13 protein-coding genes and 2 pseudogenes are annotated in these 14,771 nt (G+C 55.1%); 8 read left to right on the top strand and 7 right to left on the bottom strand.

Annotated features, from left to right (window positions below):
- The 3 genes and pseudogenes from AACY44_RS19400 to AACY44_RS19390 form a co-directional block, all read right to left on the bottom strand.
- Positions 1-187 (bottom strand): annotated as a pseudogene (locus AACY44_RS19400) (IS21 family transposase); the annotation flags it as partial.
- 144 nt (positions 188-331) lie between these two features.
- On the bottom strand, positions 332-1,237 hold the full coding sequence (locus tag AACY44_RS19395; protein ID WP_339530890.1) for a LysR family transcriptional regulator: 906 nt from the start codon (positions 1,235-1,237) through the stop codon (positions 332-334).
- Positions 1,238-2,170 carry a LysR family transcriptional regulator gene (locus tag AACY44_RS19390; RefSeq protein ID WP_339436750.1) on the bottom strand — a complete coding sequence of 311 codons (933 nt, stop codon included), beginning with the start codon at positions 2,168-2,170 and terminating at the stop codon, positions 1,238-1,240.
- Between the two features lie 157 nt (positions 2,171-2,327).
- On the opposite strand from AACY44_RS19390, the gene AACY44_RS19385 reads away from it, so the two are divergent.
- The 7 genes from AACY44_RS19385 (at position 2,328) to AACY44_RS19355 (ending at position 7,523) form a co-directional block, all read left to right on the top strand.
- Positions 2,328-3,149, top strand: a complete 822-nt coding sequence (locus tag AACY44_RS19385; protein WP_339436751.1) for an ABC transporter substrate-binding protein — start codon at positions 2,328-2,330, stop codon at positions 3,147-3,149.
- A gap of 56 nt (positions 3,150-3,205) precedes the next feature.
- A complete protein-coding gene (locus tag AACY44_RS19380; protein ID WP_339530888.1) occupies positions 3,206-3,907 on the top strand; it encodes an amino acid ABC transporter permease in 702 nt (233 codons plus the stop codon).
- Positions 3,908-3,910: 3 nt separating this feature from the next.
- Positions 3,911-4,648, top strand: coding sequence for an amino acid ABC transporter permease (locus AACY44_RS19375; RefSeq protein ID WP_339436753.1), 738 nt, complete (start codon positions 3,911-3,913; stop codon positions 4,646-4,648).
- On the top strand, positions 4,623-5,351 hold the full coding sequence (locus tag AACY44_RS19370; RefSeq protein WP_339436754.1) for an amino acid ABC transporter ATP-binding protein: 729 nt from the start codon (positions 4,623-4,625) through the stop codon (positions 5,349-5,351). Before AACY44_RS19375 ends, AACY44_RS19370 begins: the two co-directional genes overlap by 26 nt.
- 10 nt (positions 5,352-5,361) lie before the next feature.
- The gene (locus AACY44_RS19365) at positions 5,362-6,639 is read left to right on the top strand and encodes an NAD(P)/FAD-dependent oxidoreductase (protein WP_339530885.1); all 1,278 of its coding nucleotides are present in this window, start codon (positions 5,362-5,364) and stop codon (positions 6,637-6,639) included.
- 13 nt (positions 6,640-6,652) lie between these two features.
- The gene (locus AACY44_RS19360; RefSeq protein ID WP_339436756.1) at positions 6,653-7,006 is read left to right on the top strand and encodes a RidA family protein; all 354 of its coding nucleotides are present in this window, start codon (positions 6,653-6,655) and stop codon (positions 7,004-7,006) included.
- Positions 7,007-7,127: 121 nt separating this feature from the next.
- Entirely contained in the window at positions 7,128-7,523 is a 396-nt protein-coding gene (locus AACY44_RS19355; RefSeq protein ID WP_339436757.1) for a RidA family protein, read from the top strand.
- A gap of 122 nt (positions 7,524-7,645) precedes the next feature.
- Here AACY44_RS19355 and AACY44_RS19350 read toward each other — a convergent pair whose 3' ends face one another.
- Positions 7,646-8,026, bottom strand: coding sequence for an MFS transporter (locus tag AACY44_RS19350; protein ID WP_339436758.1), 381 nt, complete (start codon positions 8,024-8,026; stop codon positions 7,646-7,648).
- On the opposite strand from AACY44_RS19350, the pseudogene hrpB reads away from it, so the two are divergent.
- Positions 7,956-9,989 (top strand): annotated as a pseudogene (gene hrpB, locus AACY44_RS19345) (ATP-dependent helicase HrpB); the annotation flags it as partial. The gene AACY44_RS19350 and the pseudogene hrpB overlap by 71 nt on opposite strands.
- Positions 9,990-10,073: 84 nt before the next feature.
- On the opposite strand, the gene AACY44_RS19340 reads toward hrpB, so the two are convergent.
- The 3 genes from AACY44_RS19340 to AACY44_RS19330 all read right to left on the bottom strand — a co-directional run bounded on the left by AACY44_RS19340 (position 10,074) and on the right by AACY44_RS19330 (position 14,586).
- Complete coding sequence (locus AACY44_RS19340) at positions 10,074-11,030, bottom strand: TauD/TfdA family dioxygenase (RefSeq protein ID WP_339416888.1); 957 nt, start codon at positions 11,028-11,030, stop codon at positions 10,074-10,076.
- A gap of 31 nt (positions 11,031-11,061) precedes the next feature.
- Positions 11,062-11,799, bottom strand: a complete 738-nt coding sequence (locus tag AACY44_RS19335; protein WP_005791677.1) for a TSUP family transporter — start codon at positions 11,797-11,799, stop codon at positions 11,062-11,064.
- Positions 11,800-12,129: 330 nt separating this feature from the next.
- Complete coding sequence (locus AACY44_RS19330; protein WP_339530882.1) at positions 12,130-14,586, bottom strand: membrane-bound PQQ-dependent dehydrogenase, glucose/quinate/shikimate family; 2,457 nt, start codon at positions 14,584-14,586, stop codon at positions 12,130-12,132.
- Positions 14,587-14,771: the final 185 nt, after the last annotated feature.

Raw genomic sequence — 14,771 nt, 5'->3', positions numbered from 1 at the left:
GCGGCGGAAAAAGATGCCGTTGTAACTCGGCGTCAGTCAGCGCAGAGGGCCAGGTCAGGCCGCTGGCAGCAAAGCGATTGAGGTACTCACCGACGCTGGCTCGGCCTACTTGCAAGCTGCCAGCGACCTGGCGGGCAGATAGGCCGACCTCGAATTTGAGACGTAGCACTTCTCGGATTTTACGCATGGATAAACGCTCCACGACGACCTCTCTGCTTCGATAAAAGAGGTCGATGGTAGTGAATTAATCCTGCGTTGCTGCCTGCCTTAAGGGTGGCCGGATGAGCGTGGAATGGGTGGCCGGATCATCTTGGAATCAGTGGCCGGATGTTTATGGAATAGGTGGCCGGATGGCCGTGGAATCCGCACACTGACGCGCTAAGTTGCCCAGCAGATAGCCCAGAGCGCCATGGTCATGTTTCAAAAACGCGAGATGGTAGTCCACGCGGTCGTTGCCGGTCTCCAAAATCACTTCTTGGAAGAGGCCATTCTCGATCTGTTTTTGAAACAATCCCCGAGGAATGCAACTCGCCCCAACTCCTGCTCGAATGAGTGCTGCCAGCGCAAACAAACTGTTGCTTCCGTAAACTGTCTGGTAGGCGATGCCGGCTTGAGCAAAAAGGTGCTGACAGCGGGTTGTGATGCCTGAAAGGGGGCCCTGTACGATGACCGGAAGCTTTGCCAGGGAGTTTAGGGGTAGCGGCATACACTCCGAGAAGGAACCTGGTGGTGCGAGCCATGAGAACTCGACCGAGTCGACCAAAACTGATTCCATTTCACCGGTCACGTAGTCACTCGGTACCACAATCAGATCAAGTTCTCCGGTCAACATTTTTTGCTGCAACCTGGCAGAGAGATCTACATCTGGAAAAAGTGAGACGTTTGGGTACACGCTATTCAGATGCTCAACGAACCGTGAGAACCAAGTCAGCGCGATCAATTCCGTGATGCCGATCCTGATAGTGCGCATAGTCCGGCGAGCAGAGCTCCTTAAGTCCTCCAGTCCCTTTAGGCTCTCGAGCACCGCTTCAGCGGCCAGTAGTAACTCCTCTCCCTTTGGCGTAAGAGATGACTTCTGGGCGTTCTTCTCGAAGAGTGGATGGGCACACTGCTTCTCGAGTTCACGTACGCGCTTCGTAGCGGCTGATTGCGTGATAAACAGCTTGTCAGCTGCGCCCTGCAGCGTGCCCAGTTTGAGTGTCCAGTAGAAGGTCTCGATCTGCTTGACGTTGGCCATTCAAAAATCTTCCTGGGTTTGGGCGGGGAAACGGAAACTTATGGCGGTATTTTGTTTGCAGATGTTAGAAATTATCTCAGTGATACGGCGTATCAAGGGGCCGAAGGAGTCGGCGCGGGCGAGGGCTACATAGGGGATGTCTGGTGTCTTGGGAGTGACCATGAGGGTTACCAGCTGCCCGCTTCTCACATAGGGCGCTGCGACTATGTCGGGAATGTAAGCGATGCCTAGACCCGATATTGCCAGACCGATAACGGCGACCAAGTTGTTGCAAGGTATCTGAGGGCCAGAACCTATGTTCAGTGCTTTGAGCCATTCGGCAACCATGATGCCCGCGCCTGACAGCTTGCCTTGGGCGAGCAGGGTAAATGAGGGGATTTCCCTGGCATCGAGCACTCGATCAACAGGTGCTATATCGGGTGAGCAGTACCAGCTGTTGTGCACGCTATGCAGTTTGATGTGTATCAACCCCTCATGGAGGTAAGCGTCAGGAAGAACCGCGATGTCAAGCCGACCTGCTGCAAGCTGATCCTTCAAGTTTGAGCCAAGGTCAACTACAGGCTCGATTGCTACTCGGGGATACTCCTGCGCAACGGCCTTTACCAGGTTGGGCAACCATGTCAAGGCAGTGAGCTCTGTGATACCGATACGCAGCTTACGGGTGAGCACCTCATTGCTCAGTAGGCAGGCGTCGAAAACATCCCTTTTGAGCAGCGCTAATCTGATTTGCTCTGCCACCTCCCTCCCAAGCGCGTTCAGCTTTGCTGATCTGCCCTTGCGGTCAAATAATTCAAAGCCGAACCACTCCTCAAGTTCACTGATCTGGCGAGAGATTGCCGACTGCGCCAGGTTGAGATGCCGAGCCGCGCCGTCGAAGGTTCCTTGGTCAACGACCCCTATAAACGCTTCGAGCTGCTTGAAGGTCATCTGCATAAAAGCATCTCATTTTGGAATATTTTTTGTTTCGCTATTATCACTATGCCTCCGAGGGAGCCGCCTGTAAAACTCATACCCACACGAGCCCTACCTCGAAAACAACAGCTCGAGCGACTTTTTTTCAAACTGCTCACCACAAAAAGCGAGGATCATCATGAAAATCAAGAAGATAGGCCTGTTCACCCTAACCGCTGTGCTTATTGGCTCCTGCATACATGCACAGGCTGATCAGCTAGCCGACATTAAAGAGCGCGGCACTCTTGTATGTGGAGTGCTTAGTACCTTGGAGCCGTTCGGATACATCGATGCCTCGAGCCGGGAGCTGGTCGGGTATGACGTCGACTTCTGCAACAGTGTCGCCAAGAAACTTGGCGTCAAGGCAGAATTTCGCCAGCTTTCTCTCGATGCGCGTATCCCGGAGCTCAACCAAGGCCGTGTAGATGTGCTAGCTGCTGTGTTGGGTTATACGCCAGCCCGAGCAGGGCAAGTCGACTTCTCTCGCAGTTATTTCTTGAGTGAGCAAAAGCTTGCTGTTCAAGAGAGCTCGCAGTTCAAAACCCTTGCCGACGTGGACGGCAAGCGTGTCAGCTCGATCAAGGGTTCAAGCACTCAAATTATGATTCAGAAAGCGATTCCGGGCGCCAAAATCATCAGCTACGACGACGCCCCATCGGCCTTCATGGCCTTGGCTCAGCGCAAGGTGGATGGCTTCGGAATCACAGAAGTCATGCTCCGTCGATTCATCGCCAAGCTGGGCGACAACGCGAAAATCCTGGTTCTTGATCAGCCGATTGGTCAGGAGCCGTGGGGCTTGGGTGTTAAGAAAGGCGAGCCTACGCTCCTGGCAGCTGTGAACAACTCGCTTGATGAAATGGAATCGTCGGGTGAAGCGGCCCAGATTTTCGATAAGTGGATGGGGAAAGGAACGATCTACGGAATGGAGCGAAAGTTCAAGGTGCAGCCAATCACGCCTTGAATCCACTATTCCTAAAGTTTCGGCTGGCATAGGTCAGCCCAAACCGGAGTTTCCTCATGCATACATTCCTGACGTCTTTTTTGTCATTGTTTCAGGCACCGTATGGCTCCCTATTATGGCAAGGCGTCCTGATCACCTTAGGCCTTACCCTGTTTAGTTGGGTGCTTGCTGTGATTCTGGGAACAGTGCTGGCAATAGTTCGAGTTTCAAAAAACATCCTGTGTCAGAAAGTAGTTGCACTTTATGTAGCCTATCAGCAGAACGTTCCTATGCTGGTTCACATTCTGCTGTGGTACTTCGGTATGTCAAACATCTTGCCTTTAGGGTTTCAAGATTATTTGGGAGAAGTCGGTAACGAGTTCATCTACCCCGCAATCGCAATCGGCCTCTGTATGGCAGCTTATTTTTCAGAGGATATCCGTAGCGGTTTGCGTGCAATTCCTCATGGCCAGCACGAGGCATCAAGGTCGCTGGGTATGAGCTACTTAAAGTCCATGCGCCATGTGATTCTGCCTCAAGCTTTACGCATTTGCGCTCCGCCATTCATCAACCACACGGTGCTGCTCTTCAAAAATACCAGTTTGGCGATGGCGGTTGGTGCAGCAGAGCTGACTTACGCTGTGCGAGACATTGAGAACCAGACCTTTATGACGTTCCAGGCCTACTTGATCGCCACTTTGTTCTATCTGGTGGTGTCTCTGAGCCTAATGGGACTCGGCAGTTATGTTTCTCATCGTTCGCGTATCCCGGAGAGATGAGCCATGTGGGAAGTCATCGAAGTATATTGGCAACAAATTCTGGTAGGGCAATATCCCCAAGGTGCTCTCGGCGGTCTGGTACTCACGCTAATTTTATCGGTGCTGGGTCTGGTCATATCGTTTCCGTTGAGCGTGATCCTTGCGCTTTGCCGAGTATCACCGTTCAAGATCTTTCGAGTGCCCGCAACTGTGATTGTTTATGTAGTACGCGGGCTACCTCTAGTGATGATGATTTTCTGGAGCTACTTCCTTGTCCCTCTGATGGTAGGGCGCTCGATTAGTGGGTTCACAGCGCTTCTCTGCACGTTAATTGTGTACGAAGCGGCATACCTTTCAGAGGTTGTACGAGCAGGTATCGAGTCATTGCCTAAGGGGCAAACTGAAGCCGCTCGGTCTTTGGGGCTGAGCTACTGGAAAACCATGATCAAGGTCATCCTTCCGCAAGCGCTATACAACATGGTGCCGAGTCTGATCAGCCAATTCGTTTCGACCATTAAAGAAACATCGTTGGGTTATGTGATCGGCGTGCAGGAAATGACTTTTTCTGCAAACCAGATCAACACCCAGCTTCTGACCAAGCCATTTGAGGTCTTCATGATCTTGGCATTGGTTTACTTTTCCGTATGTTTTTGCCTCACCCAACTGGCGCAGGCACTAGAGCGGCGCGTCACCCGTAAGCGCCTTGGTATAGCCCGTAACAATCGGAGCAAAGTCGATGATCAAGTTCTCCAAAGTCTGTAAGTGGTACGGCGAATATCAAGCCTTGGTTGATGTTAATGCTGAAGTAAAAAAGGGTGAGGTGGTTGTAATTTGCGGGCCGTCAGGTTCTGGTAAATCGACGTTAATCAGAACCATCAACCGCCTTGAAGAGATTCAACGAGGTGAAATCTACCTGGACGGCCAGAATGTTCACGCCAAGGGGCTAGATCTGAATGAGTTCCGGACTCGAGTCGGATTTGTGTTTCAGCAATTCAACCTGTTTCCGCACATGTCGGCTTTAGACAATGTGGCCCTGGCACCAATCACCGTCCGTGGCCATAGCAAGCACGAAGTGAAAAAGAACGCGATGGAGTTATTGGATCGAGTTGGCTTGGCGCATAAGGCCTCCGCATTTCCGCAGCAACTATCTGGTGGGCAGCAGCAACGTGTGGCGATTGCAAGAGCATTAGCAATGAATCCTCCTGTGATGCTATTCGACGAACCTACCAGTGCATTGGATCCAGAAATGGTGGGTGAGGTTCTCAACGTCATGAAAGCGCTTGCCAAAGAAGGGATGACGATGATGTGTGTCACGCATGAGATGGGGTTTGCTCGCGACGTGGCTGACCGGATCTGGTTCATGGATCAGGGCGCGATCCTAGAAGAGAATGATCCTGTCACATTCTTCTCTGCTCCCCAACACCCCAGGGCCAAGGCATTCATTTCAGACCTCCGCGCTCACTAGGATCATTGTTATGCAGACTTCTGCATCTGCGATATCCAATGACGTAATTGTCATCGGTGCGGGTATTGTTGGGCTCTCCATTGCGCTGCAGCTGAAGCTTGATGGCTACAAGGTGACGGTGGTCGATCAATCTCCTGCCATGCAAGGTTGTTCGGCGGGTAACGCGGGGTATTTGTCGCAGGCGAACATCTTTCCGCCTGCTACCTCCGACCTCCTTCTTAAACTGCCAAAGCTGCTTCTGGACAAGGAAGGGCCGCTGGTAATCAAGCCTTCCTACCTTGGCAAAATGATGCCTTGGTCGCTGCGGGCTGTTTCTGCCCTGAGGTCAGCGCCATACGCTATAAATGTGAATGCGCTGTCGAGCTTGATCACTCGATCTCAGGAGAGCCTGGCTTTGTTGGCAGCGCAGGCAAATGCCAGCCATCTCTTAAGCACGGAAGGTGGCTTAATCGTGTATCGCACCGAGGAGGCATTCAAGGCAAAGCAGAAGTCGATCCCGGTATGGCGAGATTATGGTGTAGAAGTCGAGACGCTCACTCGGCAAAAAACACTGGAAATGGAGCCGGCGCTCGCCAGGGACATTACCGGGGCAATCCACTTTACTCACTCGGGCCGTTGCAGCAACCCCCAGGGTCTGGGTCTTCTCTATCTGGAGCAGCTCAAGCGTTCCGGCGCTCGCTTTGTTCAGGATAGGGTGAAAAACGCGCGTCAGATAGGTATTGATCAGTGGGAGATTACCCTCTCTAGTTCACGACTGAAGTCTTCGAAGGTCGTGCTGTGTGCAGGCCATGCTTCGGATGAGCTGCTTAATGGATACGGCTACAGGAAGGCGTTGGTCAGCGAGCGTGGTTACCATTTGATGATCCCCGCCCCACGCGTTCAGCTCAACAGGCCCGTGGTGTTCGGAGAGCCCTATTTTGCCGCCACACCGATGGTGCACGGCTTGCGCCTAGCTGGCACCGCCGAGTTCTGCGCTGCGGATTCCCCGCCCGATATGAAACGTTCGTTGATGTTAAGGGGCTTGGCTGAGAAATACCTGCCAGGGCTCAACTCTGACGATGCCCAACCTTGGATGGGCGTTCGTCCAGCGCTGCCAGATGGCTTGCCGGCTATCGGTAAGGTGGAGCAAGGCATTGGTTTCTATTATGCCTTCGGGCATGGCCATAACGGCCTGATGACATCTGCAATCACAGCCCGATGCGTTTCGGCACTGATTGCTGAACGAGAACCGCCCGTGGATCTAAAGCCTTTTGATCTGAAACGTTTTGGTCACACATTTTGTGATTGATAGGAGTTGTACCATGGCCAATTTTCAGCGTATCGAACATAACGAACTCATGAGTAAGTCTGTTCGTGCCAACGGCTTCGTGTTTATCGGTGGTCAAACTGCGGAGAAACATGATGAAGATGTGTCCAGCCAAACCCGTCAGGTTCTGAAGAAGATTGACGAGCAGCTCGAAGCCATGGGGCTGGACAAGTCTCACTTGGTAAGTGTGTCGGTTTGGCTCAAAGACATTGCTCGCGATTTCGATGCAATGAACGAGGTCTGGGCGGAATGGGTAGACCGTGAACATACTCCTTCGCGTGCGACGGTTGAAGCCCGCGTTCGCACTGCTGACATGCTGGTCGAGATCGCCGCGACTGCAGCGGAGTAATTGAGAATTTCAGGTTCATAGGCCCACGCAGGCTGGGTTGGGTAAAGCCTTCGTTTTGGATAGGCACTGCTTCACACCAGTGTTTATCTCTTTTTGTTTGCAACGAGCTGTAGTTGATTTCATGAAAGAAGACGATGTGATCTCAGTGCAAGGCAAGGCCATGGATTCGGTTACTTCAAATGTGGCGGTTTACGGAGACCTACTTTTCACCACCCAAATTCCCCTGCGCGAGGACGGTTCGGTTGAGCTAGGCAGCATCACCGCTCAGAGCGAGTGCACTCTGAGGTCACTCAAGGTGGCCCTAGAGCAGTCAGGCAGCTCTCTGGATCGAGTGCTTCACCTGACCATTTACTTGATTAACCCAGAAGATCGCCCAGGCTTCGATGCGACCTACAGGCAGTTTTTCAAAAAGTCCTGCCCAGTGCACGCGGGGATTAGGGTTACAAGCTTGGGAGTTTCCGGCGTGAGAGTAGAAGTATCAGCTGTAGCGGCGAAGGGTAAGAGCCAACCTGCATGAGGTCTGCATCCCCCCCGTTGACTGGAAACTACCGAATAGCAATACCAATCCGGCTACGGCAGGGCTGATAACGGCTTACGATAGGCAAGCTCCGGTTCTAAACCCTCAAATCCTCACTTACGTTAGCTCAAAGGCATGGCTTTAGCTGCATGATGCTTGTGTAGCTGGGTGAGGGCGAGGCATCCCAAGCAACCAATTATTCCGGCCAAGAAAGTAATCCCGGTATCCAGCCCGAAGTAGTCGATGAGGTAGCCGGTCAGAACGGGGATTGAGCCAGCAGGTATGTAGCCCCCCATGTTAAACACCGCATTTGCCTCAGCCCTACGTTCGCTCTGAACGTTGTCAGCGATAAGTGTCAGACCTCCAAGTTGGCCGAGGCCCTGACCGGCGCCCGCAAACAGTGCCGAGGCGATTAGCCATGTCACTGAGTGCGCCACCCTCGAAGGCGAGCGCCTCGCCAGCCTGCTGGAGAACGCGCCGATCCTGCGCAGTGAAGGGCGCATGTTCCCGGTGCAGATGCGTTGGGGGCGGCCGTATCAGACGGGTGAATTTATCGAGCCGCGCCTGGTGCAGACCATCCTTGAAGCCCTGCATGACGAAACCGGCAGCGTGCTGGTGTTCTTGCCGGGGCAGGCGGAGATTCGGCGGGTCAATCAACAACTGGCCGACGCCCTGGGTGATCGTACCGATGTGCTGCTGTGCCCACTGCATGGCGAACTCGATTTGAACGCTCAGCGCGCTGCTATCGATCCCGCGCCCGCCGGCAAACGCAAAGTCGTGCTGGCCACCAACATCGCCGAGACCAGCCTGACCATCAATGGCGTGCGCGTGGTGATCGACGCCGGCTTGGCCCGCGTGCCGCGCTTCGACCCGGGCAGCGGCATGACCCGCCTCGACACCCAGCGCATCTCCCGCGCCAGCGCCACGCAACGAGCTGGCCGGGCAGGGCGGTTGGAGCCGGGCGTGTGTTATCGCTTGTGGTCCGAGGACCAGCATGAAGGCCTGGCTGCTTACGGCAGCGCGGAAATCCTCGCCGCCGACCTGGCGGGTTTGGCCTTGCAGTTGGCACGCTGGGGAGTCACGCCTACACAGCTGGTGTGGCTGGATGTACCGCCGACCGCTGTGTATGCCCAGGCGCAGGACTTGCTGATGCGCCTGGGCGCCATGAATGAAGACACACTCACCGCGCACGGCCAGAAGATGGCCGAGTTACCTGCTCATCCGCGTATCGCCCATTTACTCTTGCGCGGGCAGGACTTGGGGCTTGCGGCGACGGCGTGTGATGTCGCCGCCTTGCTGGGTGAGCGCGACATCTTGCGCGGGGGCGGCGCGGATTTGCACAGCCGCCTGGCGCTGTTGTCCGGCGAAGAACGTGCGCGTGGCACGCAAGGCGGCGTGCAGCGCGCCAAGCAACTGGCCCGTCAATATCGCGGCTACCTGAGAGGCAAGGCCACGCAACCGGTGGCTGACCCCGATCACCCACGCTGGCTCGGCGCCTTGCTCGCCCTGGCCTACCCGGACCGCGTCGCCCAGCAACGCCGTTCCGGTGGCGCCGAATACCGTCTGGCCAATGGCCGTGCCGCGTTGTTCGCCGAGGCCGACAGCCTGATGAAACAGCCCTGGCTGGTGATCGCCGACCTGGGCAGCCGCCAGGGCCAGCGTGAAGAACGCATCTACCTGGCGGCGGATTTTGATCCGGCGTTGTTCGACACGGTGTTGGCCGAGCAAGTGCGCAATGTTGACCAACTCGACTGGGACGAACGCGAAGGCGTCTTGCGTGCCGAGCGCCAACGCAAAGTCGGTGAGTTGGTACTCAGCCGCGAACCCCTGACCGGCCTCGACGAATCCGCCCGCAGCCAGGCGCTGGTCAACCTGGTGCGCCGCAAAGGCCTGGAACTGCTGCCCTGGACTCCGGAACTGCGTCAGTGGCAAGCCCGTGTGATGCTGTTGCGCCAACTCGACGCCGGCAACACCAGCGAGTGGCCCGACATCAGCGACAGCGCCTTGCTCGCCAGCCTTGAACACTGGCTGATGCCTTACTTGGGCAAAGTCTCGCGCCTGAGTCATTTCGCCAACCTGGATATCTCCAGCTACCTGCACAACCTGTTGCCGTGGCCGCTGCCGCAGCGCCTCGACGAACTGGCGCCGCAGCACGTGAAAGTGCCGTCGGGTTCGTCAGTGCGGTTGGACTACAGCAAACAGCCGCCGATTCTGGCAGTGCGTTTGCAGGAATTGTTCGGGCTGGCAGACACCCCGCGTATCGCTGGCGGGCGCCTGGCCGTGAAGTTGCACCTGCTGTCCCCGGCGCGGCGGCCGGTGCAGGTGACGCAAGACCTGGCGAACTTCTGGCGCAGTACCTACGCCGAGGTGAAGAAGGATTTGAAAGGGCGCTACCCCAAGCATTACTGGCCGGATGACCCGTTGGTGGCCGAAGCTACGGCCCGGATCAAACCCAGAAAGCCTTGAATGTAAGTAACTCCCCAGTCGTTTTGATGACTGGGGGGTTACCTGAAAGCGTTGAATCAGAGCAAGGTGGTTGTCTTGAAGGGCTTAAAGCGCTTCAAGCGCACTGTCAAATTGCTTATGCGCGTTTGGCAACGATTTGCTCGTTTGGGTGTGGATGCCACAGGTGTACTCGATGAACGAATGCCCGGCGGTTTCAGACTGGGCAACATTGTAGTTCTGAAAGGGCAGCATGGCCCTGCGTACCGGGGATTGATCCAGGATGTTCTTGAATGTGGTGCTCGCGTCATCAGCGATCCACAGCCTTCTTACTTTTCTCTGCTGGTTGCCATCGATGAATTTATGCCGGGCATGCAGGACACGCAGGTTATCCATCACCAGAATGTCCCCTGGCTCAAGGCTGATGGGGGTAATGTAACGCTCGTTGGTGGAGTAGTGGGTCTGGATGTATTTAAACGCCGCGCTGGCCCATTCGGGAATAAACGCAGTGCTGTCATACCGGTAGCGAATTCTTAACGTTTCGTCATCGATTTTTTCAAAGACTGCGCAATCGATGGACAGCAAATCGTCGCGGCAGTAAGTGACACTGCCGCTGGTCATCAATATTTTTAATGTGTCAGCGTGATGGGCAAGCAGGTCATTGTAGATTTTCTGCCCATCCACCAGGAAGTTGTCGCCGCCAAATTCAGGCTTTGAAACGCACTGGAGAATGACGAATTTGGGTGGCGTGATTTTTTTCGCAGTGCCCTCTACGTAGGCGATGCCATTCAAGAATGACCCATCGGTATGCGGGAAAAAATCGCTCGACAGTTCGCCATGATAATCATCCTTGAAGCGTTGCCAGTCCTTGTTGATCGGCTCGCCACCGCCCACCACACCGTGTTCATCGGACTTGGTATGAAACTGAATCAGCCCGAACTTGCCGGCGGTCTCTCTAAAGGCTTCCAGAGAGTGGTCTTGAGGCTTGATAACGCAATATCCATGCTCTTTCAGAAACGTCGAGATTTCTTTGGTTTCAAAAAAATCAAACTTACGTGTGCTCATTTCACGCTCCTTGTTTTATTGGAAGAACTTTTTACAGGCCGTTGAAAAAATGATCGAAGATCATCTTCAAACCAAAAAACGTCACCCCTGCCTTTAACAGCATTGCGCCGACACGCTGCGATATACGGTCTCTGAGAAAGCCGCCCAAGTACGAACCCAATGTAGAGGCGGTAATCATGATGATGATCAGGTTGGCGTAATCCATGAACGCAAAACCTGCAATAACAAAGGCGGCGACCTTGAGCCCGTGCAGTACGCTCATTTGCATGGCGTGGGTGACAATTACTTCGTTTTTATTAATATTCATCTTCATCAGGATGGGCTGCGATATCAAACCGGTTACGGCCACGAACAGTGAAAGGAAGGTTTGAAAAAAGCCCACCAGGGCAAAGTTTTTAAATATAAAACCCAGGCGTGCGACGATCTTGGTCCAGGTGATGGCCAGGATGAAGAAGCCGAGAATCAGTGATAAATATTGCTCGGGAAATTTGCCGATGAAGAAGTAACCGATGAACGCGCCGACCAGGCAGCCGATAACGTATTTAGGCAGGATTTCCACTTTCGCACTTTTAAAGTCAAACGCGAATCGACTGGCGTTGCTGACCATTTGAATCAAGCCGTGAACCGGTACAACCGCAGAGATGGGGATAAATTGAGGCATAACCGCAAGCAGTCCAATCCCGCCGCCCACGCCAATGGCAGCCGTCATGAATGACGTAATAAAACTGACGCCCACCAATAGATACAAACCATCAGAAAGTTCGAGCATTGTTAATTCCTATCCAATTTTATAAAACGTAAAGCATATATATCGATGCGCAGGCTTCTCACCGGGTGAGTAAATCGGGCGCAATCGCCTGCGAGCGCGCTGAGAGAGTCAGGCGCTTTGAATCTGGCGTAGAAGTGGGTATTGCTACGTGAATAAAGGGCAGCAATGATGGCCGCTACTTATAAACTTCCTGCGATAAGTCATTAGCCTGTCATCACTCTGAAGTGATGCGATACGTGCCAGAAACTACGCCATGACTGAGGGGGGTAGAACATGTATATGTTTTACCCACCGATACGCTCATGGCGAGCCTCTCTTACAGCACTCGATTTACTGCTCAGGCAGGGCCCAGGCGATGATGCTGTCACCTAACTTGGTTGGGATTCGGTCATGACCGCCAACCACCGCCACCACGTACTGTCGACCCTGGCTCATGAAGGTCAAGGGCGAAGCCTGATTGCCTGCCGGGAGGCGTTCTTCCCAGAGCAGCTCACCGCTTTCGCTGTTGTAAGCCCGCATGAACCGGTCAATAGCGGCGCCGATGAACGTCACACCGCCAGCGGTTGTCACGCCCGTTGCATCACTTGGCGTACCGATTTCGAAGCGCATCTTGGAGGCGATCCCCCAAGGTCCACTGTCATAGCCTGTGCCGAACGGGCGGCTCCACACGACATCGCGAGTGCGCAGGTCGATACCGGAGATAAAGCCCCAGGGTGGCGCAATGCATGGCTGGTCAAGGGATGACATCCACGGGTCTTTAATCGCGCCGTAAGGTAGCCCGGCCTGGACGCGGAAGCCCTGGGCGTTGCCCGGCGACTCCTGGAACGACTTGGCATTGATGGCGTCGAGTTGTTCGCGCGGCACCAGCCCCTGCATATAAGGAAGGCGCTGGTTATTGATGATCAGCAGCCCTCGCTTAAGGTCGACCATCACACCGCCCCAGTTCAAGCCGCCATGATGGCCGGGGAAGATCAGGCTTTGCTGGCCCACGACCGGCGGGGTGAAGATCCCTTCGTAGCGTGCCTGGCGAAATTCGAGGCGACATTGCATCTGATCGAAAGGCGTCAGGCCCCAGGCATTGGCTTCGGTCAGTACTTCCGGTGTTTTCGATGGGCGCCCCATGGTGCTCGGCATACCAGGGGACAGTGGCTGGGTGGCTGCGGTGTAGTCTCCCGGGGCGGTGCCCTGTGGGACAGGAGCTTGCACGACATCCACCAGTGGTTCGCCGGTGGCGCGGTCAAGCACGAACAACTGGCCGGATTTGGTCGCCTGGATCACGGCCGGGCGTGGCCCGGCAGCCGTCGGAAAATCAATCAGGCTGGGTTGCGGGCTCAGGTCGTAGTCCCATAGATCATGGTGGACTGTCTGGAAGTGCCAGCGGACCTTACCGGTGGTGGCGTCCAGTGCGACCAGTGACGAACTGAACTTGTCTTCTTGTGCTGTGCGGGTGCCGCCATAGAAGTCGCCCGCTGCGTTGCCGGTGGTGACATACACCAGGCCCAGTTCATCGTCGGCCGACAGCGGTGCCCACGAGTTGGGGGTGCTGAGGGTGTAGGTCTCGTTGTTACCCGCGGGGGCATTGGTGTCTGGCCGGCCCAAATCCCAGGCCCACTTCTGTTTGCCGGTCACTGCATCGTAGGCGCGCACCACGCCCGAGGGGGCAGGGCGCACATCCGAGTCGAGTACTCGGCCACCGGTGATCACCACCCCGCGAATGACCAGAGGAGCAGACGTGATACCCGTCGAACCTTTTCTGAAAGTGCCCAGCCCGTCTTTCAAATCCGCAAAGCCTGCGTTGCCGAAGTCGGGACACGCCTGGCCGGTCAGGGCGTCTACCGCGCCGAGGCGAATATCATTGGTGCCCCAAATGATGCGCGAGGCGCACAAGCCACTGGCATTGGGGACTTCGAAATAAGAGACACCACGGCAATAGGCGCCGCCATTGGCGAAGTAGTCCGGGTCGACTTTGGAGTCGAATCGCCAGTTCTCCTTTCCAGTGGTGGCATCCAGGGAAATGATGATTTGCTTGGGGGTGCAGGTGTAGAGCGAGTTACCCACCTTGATCGGCGTGGCTTCGTTCAAGTACTTGGTTTTCTCACCGGGTTGCTTCACGTCGCCGTGGTGGTATTCCCAGGCTTTGACCAGGCCCGACACATTTGAAGGCGTGATCTGCGACGCGGCTGAATAGTGGTTGCCCAGGTTGGAGCCTGCATAGGCGGTCCAGTTGGTCTCGGTGTGTGACGCGGCAATATTGCCGTCTGGAGAGGCGACGGTACTGCGGCTGAAGGCGGCGGCGGGGCGTGTGGTGGCGTGCGCCGAGTCGGCAAGGTGAACGCTTTTCGGGTAGAACAGCGGCACCAGGATGGTAGCCCCCATCACCAGCGGCAGCACACCCATAATGGTGAAGTAATGACTTTTTCTGACGTTGGCAAAATCACGCCGTACTACGGGCCAGAACGCCAGGAACGGCACGCTGAGAACCGCCAGCCAGGCCAGGCGTGGAATATAGGCCCAGCCATCGTAACCAGACTCCCACACCGCCCAGGCATAGGTGGCCACAGAGGCTGCGCCATAAAGGTAGAGGCCCAAGGACTTTTTCAGGCCCAAGAGGATGGCCGATAACAACAGCGCGGTGCCCATCATCGCGTAATAGGGTGACCCGCCCGCGGCCATCAGCACGCCGCCTTTATAGGCCAGCATCACGCCAAGCAGGGCAACCACTGTGTTGTACACCCCGAACAGGAGGTTTGAGACTCCCGCTGCACTACCCAACGTCCTTTCGTTCATGGCCACCATCCCTGTGCGATTCGATACGGATCCGAGTCCGAGCGGCGCGCATGATTGCCTATTGTTGTAACGAAATACAATATGTAGTGAAAAAATTAACTGTTTGGTGATTTTTTTGTATTCTGTTTTGATCAGAAACAATTGTGCTAGGCTGCTTGGCCCGTTATTGGGCGCGGTGATGGCGA

The organism is Pseudomonas sp. RA_15y_Pfl1_P11, from assembly GCF_963970975.1.
GTDB classification, from domain to species: domain Bacteria; phylum Pseudomonadota; class Gammaproteobacteria; order Pseudomonadales; family Pseudomonadaceae; genus Aquipseudomonas; species Aquipseudomonas tritici.
This window is presented reverse-complemented; position numbering and strand designations above follow the sequence as displayed.

What these genes read in the sequence shown, in the direction of transcription:
- AACY44_RS19395 (WP_339530890.1), bottom strand. Translation starts at nt 1,237, where the DNA reads ATGGCCAACGTCAAGCAGATCGAGACCTTCTACTGGACACTCAAACTG.
- AACY44_RS19390 (WP_339436750.1), bottom strand. Translation starts at nt 2,170, where the DNA reads ATGCAGATGACCTTCAAGCAGCTCGAAGCGTTTATAGGGGTCGTTGAC.
- AACY44_RS19385 (WP_339436751.1), top strand. Translation starts at nt 2,328, where the DNA reads ATGAAAATCAAGAAGATAGGCCTGTTCACCCTAACCGCTGTGCTTATT.
- AACY44_RS19380 (WP_339530888.1), top strand. Translation starts at nt 3,206, where the DNA reads ATGCATACATTCCTGACGTCTTTTTTGTCATTGTTTCAGGCACCGTAT.
- AACY44_RS19375 (WP_339436753.1), top strand. Translation starts at nt 3,911, where the DNA reads ATGTGGGAAGTCATCGAAGTATATTGGCAACAAATTCTGGTAGGGCAA.
- AACY44_RS19370 (WP_339436754.1), top strand. Translation starts at nt 4,623, where the DNA reads ATGATCAAGTTCTCCAAAGTCTGTAAGTGGTACGGCGAATATCAAGCC.
- AACY44_RS19365 (WP_339530885.1), top strand. Translation starts at nt 5,362, where the DNA reads ATGCAGACTTCTGCATCTGCGATATCCAATGACGTAATTGTCATCGGT.
- AACY44_RS19360 (WP_339436756.1), top strand. Translation starts at nt 6,653, where the DNA reads ATGGCCAATTTTCAGCGTATCGAACATAACGAACTCATGAGTAAGTCT.
- AACY44_RS19355 (WP_339436757.1), top strand. Translation starts at nt 7,128, where the DNA reads ATGAAAGAAGACGATGTGATCTCAGTGCAAGGCAAGGCCATGGATTCG.
- AACY44_RS19350 (WP_339436758.1), bottom strand. Translation starts at nt 8,026, where the DNA reads ATGCGCCCTTCACTGCGCAGGATCGGCGCGTTCTCCAGCAGGCTGGCG.
- AACY44_RS19340 (WP_339416888.1), bottom strand. Translation starts at nt 11,030, where the DNA reads ATGAGCACACGTAAGTTTGATTTTTTTGAAACCAAAGAAATCTCGACG.
- AACY44_RS19335 (WP_005791677.1), bottom strand. Translation starts at nt 11,799, where the DNA reads ATGCTCGAACTTTCTGATGGTTTGTATCTATTGGTGGGCGTCAGTTTT.
- AACY44_RS19330 (WP_339530882.1), bottom strand. Translation starts at nt 14,586, where the DNA reads ATGAACGAAAGGACGTTGGGTAGTGCAGCGGGAGTCTCAAACCTCCTG.